Genomic DNA, 14,600 nt, shown 5'->3' with positions numbered 1-14,600 from the left:
TCGGTGCCCACGCCGGACGCGCCGACCGGGAGGCCGTCGCTGCGCGCGGTGTGGGCGATGATGATCGGCTTCTTACTGATCGTCGTCGACTCGACGATCGTGGCCGTCGCCAACCCGGTCATCAAACAGGACTTCGAGGCGTCCTACCACGCCGTCATCTGGGTGACCAGCGCCTACCTGCTGGTCTTCGCCGCGCTGCTGCCGGTCGGCGGCCGCCTCGGCGACCGCTTCGGGCCCAAAAGCATGTACGTCGCCGGTCTGGCGGTCTTCACGCTGGGTTCGCTGTGGTGCGGCGTTTCCGGATCAATCGGCACATTGATCGCAGGACGGCTCGCCCAGGGTATCGGTGCGGCACTGATGACGCCGCAGACGTTGTCCGCGGTCACCCGCATCTTTCCGCCTCAGCAGCGCGGCGTCCCGATGAGCCTGTGGGGCGCGACGGCGGGCATCGGACTGTTGGTCGGCCCGCTGGCCGGTGGTCTGCTCGTGGACGGGCTGGGCTGGCGGTGGATCTTCCTGATCAACATCCCGATCGGCGTGGCGGGTCTCGTGCTGGCACTACGCCTGATCCCCGTGTTTCCCGCGCGTCCGCATCACCTCGACGTTCTCGGGGTGCTGCTCTCCGGAGCCGGCATCTGCCTGATCGTGTTCGCCCTGCAGGAGGGACGTCACCACGACTGGGGTCCGACAACATGGGCCGCGATCGCCGGCGGATGCGCCCTGCTCGCGGGGTTCGTGATGTGGCAGGCGATTCAGCACTCCGAGCCGTTGGTGCCCCTCGCCCTGTTCCGCCACCGTGACTTCGCGCTGTCCAACGCGGGCATCGCGCTGATCAGTTTCACCGTCGTCGCTTTCGCGGTTCCCCTGATGTTCTATCTGCAAGACGCGCGCGGAATGCCCGCCACACAGGCGGGCCTGGTGATGGCGCCGATGGCGATCGCGACCGGCGTCCTCGCCCCGATCGTCGGCCGGGTCGTCGACCGCGTTCGGCCACGGACGGTCGTGTGCCCCGGCTTCACACTGACGGCAGTCGCATTGATCTGGCTGTCATGGGAGATGAGCCAGTCGGCGCCGGTCTGGCGGTTGGCGCTGCCCCTCATCCTCATCGGCGCTGCCGGCGCGCTCACCTGGGAACCGCTGGCGGTCATCGCATCTCGGACGCTTCCCGACGAACTGGCCGGCGCGGGCTCGGCCGTCTTCAACACGACGCGGCAAGTGGGGGCGGCATTGGGCAGCGCGAGCATCGCCGCGTTGTTGGCCGCTGCGGCCGACATCGAGTCCCACGACGCATCGGAGCATGTGCACGAGTTGTCCGGCGCACCGGCCGTCGCGGCGATGTCGCATTCGATGCTGTTGCCCGCGACGGCGGCGGGGATCGGCGCGATCGGGGCGTTCTTCTTCACCGGCCTCTTCCCGCGGACCGTAAAGGCCGTGAGTCACTCCGAGAGAAATGTGAGCACCGCGTCATGACCGCTGTTGCCGCAAGACCACCGTCCAGATTGCACGAGGTCGAGGCGTTCACCGACGATGCTCTGCGCGATCTACTCGGCTACCCCGAAAACCTCGCGGGCCCAAGGCTTCGCGCCAATTTCATCGCGAGCATCGACGGCGCTGTGACACTCGACGGTGCGGGACGCAAGCTGGGCACACCGACCGACCGCCGGGTGTTCAACCGCTTACGCGAAGTCGCCGATGCGATCGTCGTCGGCGCCACCACCGCGGCGTCCAAACCCTACGCTGACCTTCGTCTCGACGCGGCCGCGCACACGTGGCGGCTTGCGCACAGCCTACCGACGGTCCTGCGCTTGGTGGTGGTGTCCGGTCGCGGCGTGATCCCGCCTCACCTGCTCACGGCGACGGTCCCGCCGATCGTGTTGGTCTCTGCGAGTGCCACGAGTTCGGCACGGCGGGCGCTGGACGCGTCGGGGGCGGTGGTGTGCGAGATGGCGGAGGGCCAGATCGGTCCTGCCGCAATACGTCACGCGCTCGACGATCTCGGTTTGCACCGGGTGCTCGTGGAGGGTGGCCCGACGCTGTTCTCACACCTGATCGCGGGCGACGAGATCGACGAGTTGTGCCTCACCACCAGCCCGATGATGGTGGCGGGGCCCGCGCGTCGAATCGCCGCCACACCCCAGCATGTGGAAATCCGCATGCGGCGCACGGACGTTCTGCTCGGCGACGACGGCACTGTCATCGTGCGCTGGGTTCGGCGCTGACCCGGGGCTTGCCCCGGGGACAGGAGATCCTTCCCCCGTAGGGACCAATTCTGACCCTCCGGCTATTACCACAGCACGTCGAGCGCGCCAGCCTGTTTTCCAACGACGCTGTCGGTGGCGTCTGGGAGCGAATGGAGCGAACTCGTGACCGTGAACAAGTGAATGGGCCGTCGTTCGCACGTCTCTAATTCCCGACAGACCGCAAATCAACTTAGGAGCTGACCATGACAATCCGTTTCGAAGCCGCACGGCGCTTCCTCGTCAGGAGCGTTGTGATGCCTGCCGCCGCCCTCGGAGGTGTTGCACTCGGGTGCAGCACGATCGCGAGTGCCGAGCCCGTATGGGACATCGAGGATTTCGACAAATGCACCGAAGTTTTGGACGAAGGCCTCGACAACACACAAAACTGGATCAACACATACACTGAGTACTGCTGTAAGCACAGCGGTGGGGTGTGGAACGACTCTCGGAAAGAGTGCGGGGCACCGCCGGCCGAGGGCCAGGGCTCCGGACCACAAGTGCCGCCTCGGAGAGGACTTCCGACGGTCGCTGTCAATCCGCCGAACGTCGACGATCCCATTCCACCGATGGCGCCGGTGTTGACACCACAGGTCCCGTTGCAGCCCCCAGCGGGGTGACCACGCTCTCGCGGACTCAGATCGGGGTGAGCCCGTGCTTGCGCTGTACTCGGCTGATCTGCTTGTCGCGCAACAGGTTCATCGACTTGCGCAGCAGCAGCCTGGTCTCGTGCGGCTGGATCACCGCATCGATGAAACCGCGCTCGGCGGCGATCCACGGCGTCGCCATGTTGAGGTTGTAGCCCTCGATGAAATCGGCGCGGATCTTCTGCACTTCCGGCGCCGTCGGGTCGGGGAACCGCTTCACCAGCAGCTGTGCCGCACCCTCGGCGCCGATCACCGCGATGCGCGCGGTCGGCCATGCGAAGTTCAGGTCCGCCGACAACTGCTTGGAACCCATCACCGCGTACGCACCACCGTAGGACTTGCGGATGGTGATGGTCACCTTCGGCACGTCGGCCTCGACGACGGCGTTGAGGAAGCGGCCGCCGCGCTTGATGATGCCGCCCTTCTCCTGCGCGACACCCGGCATGAAGCCCGGGGTGTCGACGACGAAAACCAAAGGCAGGTTGTACGAGTCGCAGAACCGGATGAACCGCGCCGCCTTGTCGGAGGCCTCGTTGTCGATGGCACCCGACAGATACATCGGCTGGTTGGCGATCACGCCGACCGGACGACCGTCGACCCGCGCGAACGCCGTGATGATCGCCGGGCCCTGCTGCTCGGCCACGTCGAAGACGTCGCCGTCGTCGAAGATCCGCAGCAGGATCTCGTGCATGTCGTAGGCCATGTTGTCGTTGTCCGGCACGATCGAGTCGAGCTCGTAGTCGTGCGGGGTGAGTTCCGGCTCGAGACCCGGGTTGACGATCGGCGGGTCATCAAACGTGTTGGCGGGCAAGAACTCCAGGTAGTCACGGACGTACTGGAACGCCGCGGCCTCGCTCTCCACCACCTGGTGGATGTTGCCGTAGCGGGCCTGGGCGTCGGCGCCGCCCAGCTCGTCGAGCGATACGTCCTCGCCGGTGACGTCCTTGATGACGTCGGGTCCGGTGACGAACATGTAGCCCTGGTCTCGCACGGCCACCACCAGATCGGTCTGAATCGGCGAATACACCGCGCCCCCGGCACATTTGCCGAGGATGATCGAGATCTCGGGAACCAGGCCGCGCAGCAGTTCGTGGCGCCGACCCAGCTCGGCGTACCACGCCAGCGACGTCACGGCGTCCTGAATGCGCGCGCCTGCCGAGTCGTTGATACCGATGATCGGGCAGCCGACCATCGCCACCCACTCCATCAGCTTGGCCACCTTGCGGCCGAACATCTCACCGACCGAACCCTGGAACACGGTCTGGTCGTGGCTGAACACACCGACCGGCCTGCCGTTGATCGTGGCGTGACCGGTCACCACACCGTCGCCGAACAACGCGTTCGGATCGCCGGGCGTCTTCGCCAGCGCGCCGATCTCCAGGAAGCTGCCCGGATCGACGAGGGCATGGATCCGCGCGCGGGCGCTCGGAATCCCCTTTTTCTCCCGCTTGGCGACCGCCTTCTCCCCGCCGGGTTCCTTCGCCTGCTCCAGCTTGTCGCGGAGTTCGGACAGAAGTTCTGCGGTGGGTTTGGTGGTCACTTGCTCTCGCTCTCGATCCGGTTGAGCGCCTCGCTCATATGCGCGCCGACCTTCGCAATGTACGGCTCGTCGATCACCTGGATGTGCTCGCCCCCGATCGGCACGACCTCCAGCTCGGAGACGAACTCGCCCCAGCCGCCGTCGGGCTTGCGGGTTGCGTAGCGCGGCTCGAAGTAGATCGCGTCGTCGTGGTAGCGGTCGGCCATGTACAGCGTGACCTTGCCGTCGTACGGCTTGATCTCGGCGGTGTCGATGGCCCGCTGATCCAGATACGACGTGCGCTGGTGCTCGATGATGCCGCCGGGGATCTGCACCCCGCTCTGGCTCACCACGTCGAGCACGTAGCGCACCTGGCCCTCGTCGTCTAGCGCCTCGAGCTCCTCGTATGGGATCTCGGGGATCTCGACGTTGAAGGTGCGCTCGGCGAAGCGGGCGTAGCGGTCCCAGCGGGCGCGGGTCTCCTCCTTGGTCTGGGGAATCTCCTCACCCGGACGCACCGCGTCGATGAGACCGACGAACTGCACGTCGGCACCCGCCTGCTTGAGACCGATCGCGCACGCGTAGGCCAGCACACCACCCAGCGACCAGCCGGCCAGGATGAACGGCCGACCGCGCTTACCGTCGCTCCAGCCGTTGAGCTCCAACAGCTTCGGCACGTACTCGTGCGCCCGCTCTTCGATCGAGCCCTCGACGCGCTCGATGCCGTACATCGGCGTATCGGCGGGCAACCGCTTGAGCAGCGGCTCGTACACCACTGTCGAACCACCCGCGGCGTGGAAGACGAACACGGGGATGTGATCCGACCCTTCCTGCGGCGCGCGAATGGTTCGGACGAACCCGTCGACCTTGCCGCCCTCGAGGTAATCGCGGACGGTGGTCGACAACTCCTCGATGGTCTTCGCGGAGCGCACGTCGTCGACGGTGATGGTGCCCTCGTCGACGCGCTCGGTCAGCCGCTCGGCGATCTTGGTCGCGGTGGGCTCATCGATGTCGGGCAGCTCGTTGAAGATGCCGCCCGGCGACTTGCCGGTCACGATCGCCCACGTCGCGAACGTGACGCGTTCCGCGGCGTCGCGCGGTGGCACGTCAGAACCCAGCGCCTCGGTCACCGCCTCCTGGGTGAGCACCTTGGAGGCCGCCGCGACCGTGGCCTGCGACGGACCGGCCGCGGGCGTGGGTCCGCTGGGATCGGTCGGTGGCGGCGGAACCGCCGGACCGCTCGGGTCCGTGGGCGGCGGCGGCACCGCCGGACCGCTGGGGTCCGTCGGCGGGGCGGGGATGTCGTTCACCGGGGCCGCACCGGCCGGCAGGTCGGATTCCGTCGCGGTGCCCGCGCTGGTGACCTCCGAGGCGACACCGGTCTTCTCGGCCAGCACCTGCTCGAGCTCGGCGACGGTGGTCGCACCGCCCATCAGCTCGGCCTGTTCGGCCGCGATCTCCTCGGCGGTCTTGGTCTTCTGGTGCTCGGCGATCTGGTCGACCTCGTCGCGGTGCTCGATCGCGTAGTGGATCAGCTTCTCGACCGCATACAGGTTGGCGTCGCGCACCGCGGTCAGCTGGATCGGCGGCAGGTCGAAGTCGTACTCGACCCGGTTCTTGATCCGCACGGCCATCAGCGAGTCCAGGCCGAGCTCGATCAGCGGCACCTCCCACGGGAGGTCCTCGGGCTCGTAACCCATTGCGCCGCCGACGATCGCGCCGAGCCGGTCGTGAACCGTCTCCCCCGAGTCCGGCGACCACTTGGCGAAGCCGGCCGCCAGACCCGCGCCCGCCGTCAGGTTGTCCTGCAGGATCTCCGCTGTATCTTCCTCGGGCTCGTCTGCCGGAGTCGTCGAGACCTGTTCGGCGACAGTCGCTCCGGTGGCCACCGCGACAGGCAGGGCACCCGCGGCACCGGTGCGGCTCACCACCGCGTCGTACACCAGCGTGAAGGACTCGTCGATGCGCGCATGCACCTGCACGCTGGCCCCACCGGGATGGCGGGTCAGCGTCGTCACCAGCCGCGCGCCCTCACCGGGGACGGCGCGCTGTTCGGAGGCGACCAGCTTGGCGTCCGGAATGACAGCTGCCGCAGCCGCTTTCACCAACGCGGCCAGGTCCGTTTCGCCCTTGGGGGCGTACTCCCAGACGTGCCTGCCGTCGGGCGTCGCGACGTGGTTACCCGGCATCACCGCCGAGCTGTCGCCGGTGAACCGCGCGTCGAGCCAGTGTGGCTTGCGCTTGAAGCGGGTCGGCGGGATGTTCGCGAAGTCCAGCGCCCCGGCCAGCCCCTTGTTCCGGCGGGGGAACAGCGTGCGGAAGTCCAGATCGTGGCCGTGGACGAACAGCTGCGCCATCGCCACGGTCATCGAGTCGACCTCGTCCTGCTTGCGCGCCAGCGTCGCGATCAACTGCGCGTCGTGCAGGCCGGCCGCCGCCGTCGTCAGGCCAACCTGCATGAGCGCCACGGGATTCGGCGCCAGCTCCAGGAAGGTCGTATGCCCGTTGTCGACGGCGTTGCGGATGCCGTGGGTGAAGTAGACGCTGTGACGCAGCCCCTTCTTCCAGTAGTCGACGTCGTGGATGGTCTCGCCGGGCCGGATGTAGCGACCCTCGTGAACCGTCGAGAAGTACCCGATCTTGGTCGGGTGCGGTTCGATGCCGACGAGTTCGGCGGCGAGCTCGCCGAGCAGCGGGTCCATCTGCGAGGTGTGGCTGGCGCCCTTGGTCTGCATCTTGCGGGCGAACTTGCCTTCTTGCTCGCAGCGCTCGATGATCGCGTCGACCTGGTCGGGCGGCCCGCCGATGACGGTCTGCGTCGGCGCGGCGTACACGCACACCTCGAGATCCTTGAAGGCTTCAGTCTCTCTGAAAACCCCTACGATCTCGTCGGCCGAATACTCGACCAGCGCCATCAACCGGATCCACTCGCCGAACAACATCGCCTCGCCCTCACCCATGAGGTGGGCGCGCGCACAGATGGCGCGGGTGGCGTCCTCCAGCGACAGGCCGCCGGCGAAGTATGCCGCGGCGGCCTCACCGAGCGACTGTCCCACCACCGCAGCGGGTTTCGCGCCGTGGTGCTTGAGCAACTCGCCGAGGGCGATCTGCAGGGCGAAGATCACCGTCTGGACGACCTCGATGGGGTACTCGCAGGTCTCATTGGTGTAATCGACCGCGTCGTCGAGGATCAGCTCCAGGATCGAATAGCCCCGCTCATCCTGGATGAGGGCGTCGACCTTGTTGATCCACTCCGCGAACACCTCGTTGCGCAGATACAGGTTCTTGCCCATCTTGCGGTGCTGGGCACCGAAACCGGCCAACACCCACACCGGACCGTTGGTCACCGGGCCGTCGGCGCTGAACACGCTCGGGTGCTGCTTACCCTCGGCCACCGCGCGCAGGCCCTTGATGGCCTCGTCGTGATCGTGAGCCAGCACGACGGCTCGGGACCGACCGTGGTTGCGCCGCGACAACGCGCGGCCGATGGACTCCAGCGACGACTCGCGCCCCTCGGGGCTGTCGATCCAATCGGCCAGCTCGGCCGCCGTCGCCCTCTTGCGCGACGTCAGGAACCCCGAAACGGCCAGCGGCACAACCGGCGTGGGCTGCTCGCCGGCTTCCATCTCCTCGCGCGCGGCCTCGAGCAGCTGCAGCGCCTTGTCGGTGAGGCCAGGCAGTTCGGGCTCGTCGTCCTGAACGTGGGCGGGCCGGTCGAGCGCGTCATCGTCGTCGTCGTCGATGAACTCGCCGTACTCGTCCATCCTCACCCCGCCGATGTAGACGGCGTTGGCCTCCGAGGACTTCGACTCGTCGGCTTCGGGCTCCGGTTCCGGTTCGGGCGGGGCGAGATCCGACGGCAGTACCTCGCGCAGCACCAGGTGCGCGTTCGCGCCGCCGAAGCCGAATCCGGAGACGCCGGTGATCGCGTAACCGCTGTAGCGCGGCCAGTCGGTGGCGGTGTCGGCGACCTTGAGGTGAACACCGTCGAAGTCGATGTAGGGGTTGGGGCCGGTGTAGTTGATCGACGGCGGGATCTTGTCGTTGCGCAGCGCCAGCGTCATCTTCGCCAGGCTGGCCGCGCCCGCGGCCGACTCCAGGTGTCCGACATTGGATTTGATGGCGCCCAGCAGCGCGGGTTTGTCGGCCGCGCGGCCCCTGCCGACCACGCGACCCAGCGCGTCGGCCTCGATCGGGTCACCGAGGATGGTGCCGGTGCCGTGCGCCTCGATGTGGTCGACGAGACGCGGGTTGATGCCGGCGTCCTTGTACGCCTTGCGCAGCACATCGGCCTGCGCGTCCGGGTTCGGCGCGAGCAGGCCGTTGGACCGGCCGTCGTGGTTGACCGCGCTGCCGGCGATGACGGCGAGGATCTCGTCACCGTCGCGCCGGGCGTCGGAGACCCGCTTGAGCACGAGCATGCCGCCGCCCTCGGAGCGGGCGTAACCGTCGGCGTCCTGGGAGAACGACTTGATCCGGCCGTCCGGTGCGAGCACGCCGCCGACCTCGTCGAAGCCGACCGTGACCAGCGGGGTGATCAACGCGTTCACACCGCCGACGATCGCGACGTCGGCCTCACCGGCACGCAGCGCCTGCACACCCTGGTGCGCGGCGACAAGCGAGCTCGAGCAGGCGGTGTCGACCGTCACCGACGGGCCGCGGAAGTCGTAGAAGTAGGAGACGCGGTTGGCGATGATCGAGCTGGAGTTGCCGGTGATCGCGTACGGGTGGGTGACGCTCGGGTCCGACAGGGCCAGATTCTGGTAGTCGGCGTTCGACGAACCCACGAACACCGCGACCGCCTCGCCGCGCAGGCTCGACGCCGGGATGCGGGCGTTCTCCAGTGCCTCCCAGGTCAATTCGAGCGCCATCCGCTGCTGCGGATCGATGTTGTCGGCCTCCATCTTCGACAGCGCGAAGAACTCGGCGTCGAAGCCCTTGATGTCGGAGAGGTAGCCGCCACGGGTGCGGGCCTTGGCGACCCGCTCGGCGATGCGCGGCTCGCTGAGGAATTCCTCCCAGCGGCCCTCGGGCAGGTCGGTGATCGCGTCGCGACCCTCCATGAGCGCCCGCCACGTCTCGTCGGGGGTGTTCATGTCCCCGGGGAAACGGGTGGCCAGGCCCACAATAGCTATGTTCGCGATGTCCTCATCAACATCGCGCGTCCAGTCTTCGTCGTCGTCACCGAGGTCCTCGGGCTCCGGCTCTCCTTCGACGATGACCGTGGCCAACGACTCGATGGTGGGATGGCGGAACGCCACGGTGGCCGTCAACGTGACGCCGGTCAGGTCCTCGATGTCGCTGGCCATCGCGACGGCGTCGCGCGACGAGAGGCCGAGCTCGACCATCGGCGCGGATTCGCTGATGGAGTCGGGCGACTGGCCGGTGGCGTTGCCGATCCAGTTGCGCAGCCACTCGCGCATCTCGTGGACCGTCATGTCGGTCCTCGGAGCCGCTCCGGCGGCGACATCGGCGCTGGGGGGTGTCAGCGGCTTCTCGGGTGCCAGCTGGATGTCGTCGCCGGACGGCATCTCGGGTTGCTGCGAATCGTCCTGTGTATCAGCCATATTCGAGTTGGTCTCAGTCACTCTCGTCGGGGAACGCGTTGGCGATCTTCCCGCTGCGCAGACTGCCGTCCAGGTAAGCCGAGCGGCACGCTCGACGGCCGATCTTGCCGCTCGAGGTGCGCGGGATCGCGCCCGCGGGGGTCAGCAGCACGTCGCGAACGGTGACGCCGTGGCGCACGGCGATCGCGGCGCGGATGTCGTCGGCGATGGGACCCATGTCGAGCTTGTGGGAGCCCGGTGCCCGTTCACCGACGATCACCAGCTGCTCGGAGGTGTCGTCGGGATCGCGCTTGAGGCCGGAGTGGGCGTTCTCGAACACCTCGTCCGGCAGCTGGTTGGCGGGGACCGAGAACGCCGCGACGAACCCGGTGCGCAGCGCCTTGGTCGCCTCCTGTGCGGAGTACTCCAGGTCCTGCGGATAGTGGTTGCGCCCGTCGATGATCACCAGATCCTTGACGCGGCCGGTGATGTAGAGCTCACCGTCGTAGTAGGCGCCGAGGTCACCGGTGCGCACCCAGGTCGCGTCGTCGGTGGCGCCTTCGGCGTGCGACGGGTTGGTCCGCGACTTGAGGATGTTCTGGAAGGTCGCGATGGTCTCTTCGGACTTCCCCCAGTAGCCCGTGCCCATGTTCTGACCGCTGATCCAGATCTCGCCGATCTGCCCGTCGGGCAGCTCGGTGGCGGTGTCGTTGTCGACGATGACCGCCCACTCGGCGACGCCGATCTTGCCCGCGCCTGCCTGCGGCACCGCCTTGGGTGAATCCTCGGCCACCGGAACGAAGCGGCCGGCATTGAGCTCGTCGCGGTCGACCGGCGTGATGGTCGGCTCGGCCTCCATCGGAGTGGTCGACACGAACAGCGTCGCCTCGGCCAGACCGTAGGACGGCTTGATCGCCTTGGGCTTGAAACCGAACGGGCCGAACGCCTCGTTGAAGCGCCGCACGGTGGCCGCCGAGATCGGCTCGCTGCCGTTGAGGATGCACTTGACGTTCGACAGGTCCAGCGGCGGTTCGCCGTCCTTGGGCACACCGCGGGCCGCGGCGTGGTCGAACGCGAAGTTCGGGGCCACCGAGATGGTTCCGCCGGTGTCGCCTTCCTTGCGGGCGAGCTCGCGGATCCAGCGGCCCGGGCGGCGCACGAACGCTGCCGGGGTCATGAACGTGACGTAGTGGCCGATCATCGGCGACAGCAGCACGGTGATCAGGCCCATGTCGTGGAAGAACGGCAGCCAGGACACGCCGCGATCGCCCTCTTCGCCCTCCAGCGCCTCGATCACCTGCACCACGTTGGTGGCCAGGTTCAGGTGGGTGATCTGCACACCGGTCGGGATCCGCGTCGAGCCCGACGTGTACTGCAGGTAGGCGATCGTGTGCTCGTCGACGTCGACCGCTTCCCAGGTCGCGCCGACCTCGTTCGGCACTGCGTCGACCGCGATGACGCGGGGACGCTGATTGGCCGGGCGGGTGCGGAAGAACTTGCGCACACCCTCGGCGGCCTCGGTGGTGGTCAGGACCGCCGACGGCTCGCAGTCGTCGAGCACGGCGTGCAGGCGACCCACGTGACCCGGTTCGTTCGGGTCGAACAGCGGGACCGCGATGCGGCCGGAGTACAGCGTGCCGAAGAACGCGACGAGATAGTCGAGGTTCTGCGGGCACAGGATCGCGACGCGGTCACCGGGCTGAGTGACCTGTTGGAGGCGGGCGCCGACGGCGCGGTTGCGGGCGCCGAAGTCGGCCCAGCGCAGGTCGCGAGCGACGCCGTCGCGCTCGGTGGAGAAATCCAGGAACCGGTAGGCGAGTTTGTCTCCACGCACCTTCGCCCATCGTTCGACGTGTTTGACCAGGCTTCCGTTGTCGGGAAACTTGATCAGTCCGTCCTTGATGAACGGGTTATGGAACCCCATCGCACTCTCCTGTCAGCGGCACACGCTTCTCGATGCCGATCGCACATGATTTCGGAGCCGCCACGCAAGCCCCGCCCCCAGGACCCCGCAAATCGTACCGGTCGGCTATCGGCTTACTGCTCTTAGTTTTTTCTTAATGTTAGGTGACTGGTTGTCGCAGTCCAAATCAGGTCTGATAACAGCTCAGCCATGTTTCGGGTGCGGGGCGTTATCGATCAATTCCCGTGCCCAACCCTGCGTCCACTGCGTGGCGGACGCGCCGTCGAGATTCCAGAACTGCGTTGTCGCATACATCGCGTGGATCGGTTGTCCCGCACCGCCGAGCAGGATGTCGATGGTCTTGGGCAGGTTCATGATGTTGAACGCCTCCGGCGGCGCCGAACAGATCAGATCGCCGGGCGCGCAGATCTCGTTGACCCGGTCGTTGAGCATGCCGAAACCGCCGGGCCGCGGGCCCGTCATCGCCAGCCCCATGCCGTCGAGCATGGGCACGTCGCGCAGCGTGATCTCCGCGCCTTGCCCGGGCGGGTTGGGGCCGACGTCACGGCCGACGCCACTCTGCCTGCGGCCGTCGGCGATCAACGTCACACCCAGCACCAGGTCCTCGTCGACCGGGCCGCGCCCGTTGCCGATGTCGCTGGCGATGTCCCCGGCGATCACCGCGCCCTGCGAGAACCCGACGAGCACATAACTGGTCAGCGGGCAGCGCTCGTTCATGTCCGTCATCGCCTTGACCGCCGCGTTGAAGCCTTCGGCGCGGCTGTCGTTGTAGCTCATCTGGCCGTCCTGCGAGAACGGGTTGTGGAACTGCGCGGTGTACGGAACGGTGAACACCTCGACGCGGTCGTTTCCGAAAGCCCCGCGGACCGGGTTGGTGACGTTGAGCAGCAGCGCGATCGGAAACTGCGTCGGATTGAGCGGGTCGAGCTGCGGTGAGGACTCCCACGTGCCGGGGATCGACATCAGCTGCACGTCGGGACAACTCGCGTCCTGAAACTCCGGGCGGGGCTTCTTGGTCGGGCTGGCACCGGTCGGTGGCACGCCCGTCGGCGGGACACCCGTCGGCCCCTCGGGTTTACGCAGGATCACGACGACGATCACGATCAGCAGCACCACCACGAGCGCCATCGCGGCGGCTGCGACGAGCGCGAGGATGCGGTGGCGTTTCCGCCGGTTTGTTGTGGCCATGTATCGGTTGGGCTCCTGCTAGCAGAGTCGTTCGGATGCGATGCGAATGTAATCGGCGGTGGCGGCGTCGACGTCGACGGTCGGCGCCATACCGGAGATCTGATCCCTCACATCGCCGCGCACCAGCGGGTAGACCGAATCCCACACCTTCTGGTCGTCGTGCTTGGCGGCACGGGCCTGACACACGTACGAGCCGATTCGAAGTGCCAGCAGGTCGCTGGACCGCGTCACCCCGGCGGCGGCCAGGGCGTCGAGATAACCCTGCTGCCGATCGGTCAGCACGAGCGTGTTGGAGTGACCGGTCGCCGACGGCGGACCCGGGATCGTCTCACCGGGCGCGCCGGGCGCGGGCGCCGCCTCGGACGTCGGCAGCCCCATCGCCGCCATGACGTCGTGACCGGAACAGCCGGTCAGCAACGCCGTCGCCGAAGCTATCAGCAGCGATCCTGCCGCCGTCGTTCGTACCGAGCGTTGCACCCCTCCAAGGTACCGGCTGCCGACGGGCGGCCCCGGTTCCCGAGATCGGCCCGCCGGCTACGCGATGGTGGCCGCCAACTCGCCGCTCATCGCCGCGAGCTGACCGCTCCAGGAACCCCAATCGTGGCTACCGCTCGTCGGGAAGTCGAAATGCCCGTTCTTGCCGCCGACGGAGCGGTAGTGCTGGTAGAACTCGCGATTGGTGCCCTGCGCGATGTCGCAGTAGCCGATCATCGCGGGCGGGTCGGGGCATCCTCCGACGGGAGCGCTCCACACCCACAGGCGGGTGTTGTTGTCGGCCAGCAACTGCACATGGACGTTCGGCGAATGCCACTTCCACCGGCCGAGCTGTGGCAGGCCCCACATGTTGCGGGTCTCGACACCGCCGAACTGCGCCAGGCCGGCGGTGATCGCACCGTCCACGCCGGTGCGTTCGGGGGTGAGGAAGCCGGACAGCGACCCGGCGAAGCGGTAGCGATCCGGGTGGAAGGTGGCCATCGCCATCGCGCCGTAGCCGCCCTGCGCCGCACCGACGATGCCGTGGCCCGACGGCGCCAGCCCCTTGTTGGCGGCCAACCAGTTCGGCAGCTCGTCGGCGAGGAAGGTCTCCCACTGGCGGCTGCCGTCGGCCTCCCAGTTGGTGTACATGCTCCACGCACCGCCCGCGGGCGCCGCGACCGAGATGCCCTTGCCGGCGAGGGTGTTCATCGCGTTGCCCGCGGTCACCCAGTTGCTCACGTCCGGTGCGGCGTTGAACGCGTCGAGCAGTACGACCGCGTGCGGGCCGCCGCCCTGGAAGGCGACGGGGATGTCGCGCCCCATCGCGGCGGACGGCACCATCAGCATCTCGACTTGCGCCTCGGCCGACGGCGCGACCGCCGTGCCCGCGGACCACAGACCCGCGGCCAGCGCCACGGTCAAGATCGCCCGGAAGATCCCCTGCATCGGCTCGCCCACCTCACCTCGGTCTGCTGTCCCCGCGCGAGGTAGTCAATCACACACGGGCGGGAGCGTGGTCGGAAAAGCGCGACGGCGGCGACCCCGCAGGATCGCCGCCGCCGA

8 protein-coding genes are annotated in these 14,600 nt (G+C 67.7%); 2 read left to right on the top strand and 6 right to left on the bottom strand.

All coding sequences use genetic code 11. The features are described 5' to 3' along the window. Positions 1 to 3: 3 nt before the first annotated feature. Both A5752_RS14280 and A5752_RS14275 read left to right on the top strand, forming a co-directional pair. On the top strand, positions 4 to 1,470 hold the full coding sequence (locus A5752_RS14280) for a DHA2 family efflux MFS transporter permease subunit (RefSeq protein ID WP_231983409.1): 1,467 nt from the start codon (positions 4 to 6) through the stop codon (positions 1,468 to 1,470). Next, positions 1,467 to 2,219 carry a dihydrofolate reductase family protein gene (locus tag A5752_RS14275; protein WP_067086511.1) on the top strand — a complete coding sequence of 251 codons (753 nt, stop codon included), beginning with the start codon at positions 1,467 to 1,469 and terminating at the stop codon, positions 2,217 to 2,219. The genes A5752_RS14280 and A5752_RS14275 overlap by 4 nt, the downstream gene beginning before the upstream one ends. Positions 2,220 to 2,873: 654 nt before the next feature. On the opposite strand, the gene A5752_RS14270 is transcribed toward A5752_RS14275, so the two are convergent. The 6 genes from A5752_RS14270 to A5752_RS14245 all read right to left on the bottom strand — a co-directional run bounded on the left by A5752_RS14270 (position 2,874) and on the right by A5752_RS14245 (position 14,483). Beyond that, the gene (locus A5752_RS14270) at positions 2,874 to 4,424 is read right to left on the bottom strand and encodes an acyl-CoA carboxylase subunit beta (RefSeq protein WP_067086508.1); all 1,551 of its coding nucleotides are present in this window, start codon (positions 4,422 to 4,424) and stop codon (positions 2,874 to 2,876) included. Then, entirely contained in the window at positions 4,421 to 9,841 is a 5,421-nt protein-coding gene (gene pks13, locus A5752_RS14265) for a polyketide synthase Pks13 (protein ID WP_231983411.1), read from the bottom strand. Before pks13 ends, A5752_RS14270 begins: the two co-directional genes overlap by 4 nt. Positions 9,842 to 9,983: 142 nt before the next feature. Beyond that, positions 9,984 to 11,873, bottom strand: a complete 1,890-nt coding sequence (gene fadD32, locus A5752_RS14260) for a long-chain-fatty-acid--AMP ligase FadD32 (protein ID WP_067086506.1) — start codon at positions 11,871 to 11,873, stop codon at positions 9,984 to 9,986. 183 nt (positions 11,874 to 12,056) lie between these two features. Continuing rightward, on the bottom strand, positions 12,057 to 13,061 hold the full coding sequence (culp6, locus tag A5752_RS14255; protein ID WP_067086503.1) for a carboxylesterase Culp6: 1,005 nt from the start codon (positions 13,059 to 13,061) through the stop codon (positions 12,057 to 12,059). 18 nt (positions 13,062 to 13,079) lie between these two features. Further along, positions 13,080 to 13,538: a DUF732 domain-containing protein gene (locus tag A5752_RS14250; RefSeq protein WP_067086501.1), complete on the bottom strand. Its 459-nt coding sequence runs from the start codon at positions 13,536 to 13,538 to the stop codon at positions 13,080 to 13,082. A gap of 57 nt (positions 13,539 to 13,595) precedes the next feature. After that, positions 13,596 to 14,483 (bottom strand): alpha/beta hydrolase-fold protein, encoded by an 888-nt coding sequence (locus tag A5752_RS14245; RefSeq protein WP_067086668.1) that lies wholly within the window; start codon positions 14,481 to 14,483, stop codon positions 13,596 to 13,598. Positions 14,484 to 14,600: the final 117 nt, after the last annotated feature.

The organism is Mycobacterium sp. 852002-51961_SCH5331710 (assembly GCF_001665535.1).
GTDB lineage: Bacteria > Actinomycetota > Actinomycetes > Mycobacteriales > Mycobacteriaceae > Mycobacterium.
The sequence above is the reverse complement of the archived record's forward strand: the minus strand, read 5'-3'. Positions and strand labels throughout refer to the sequence as shown.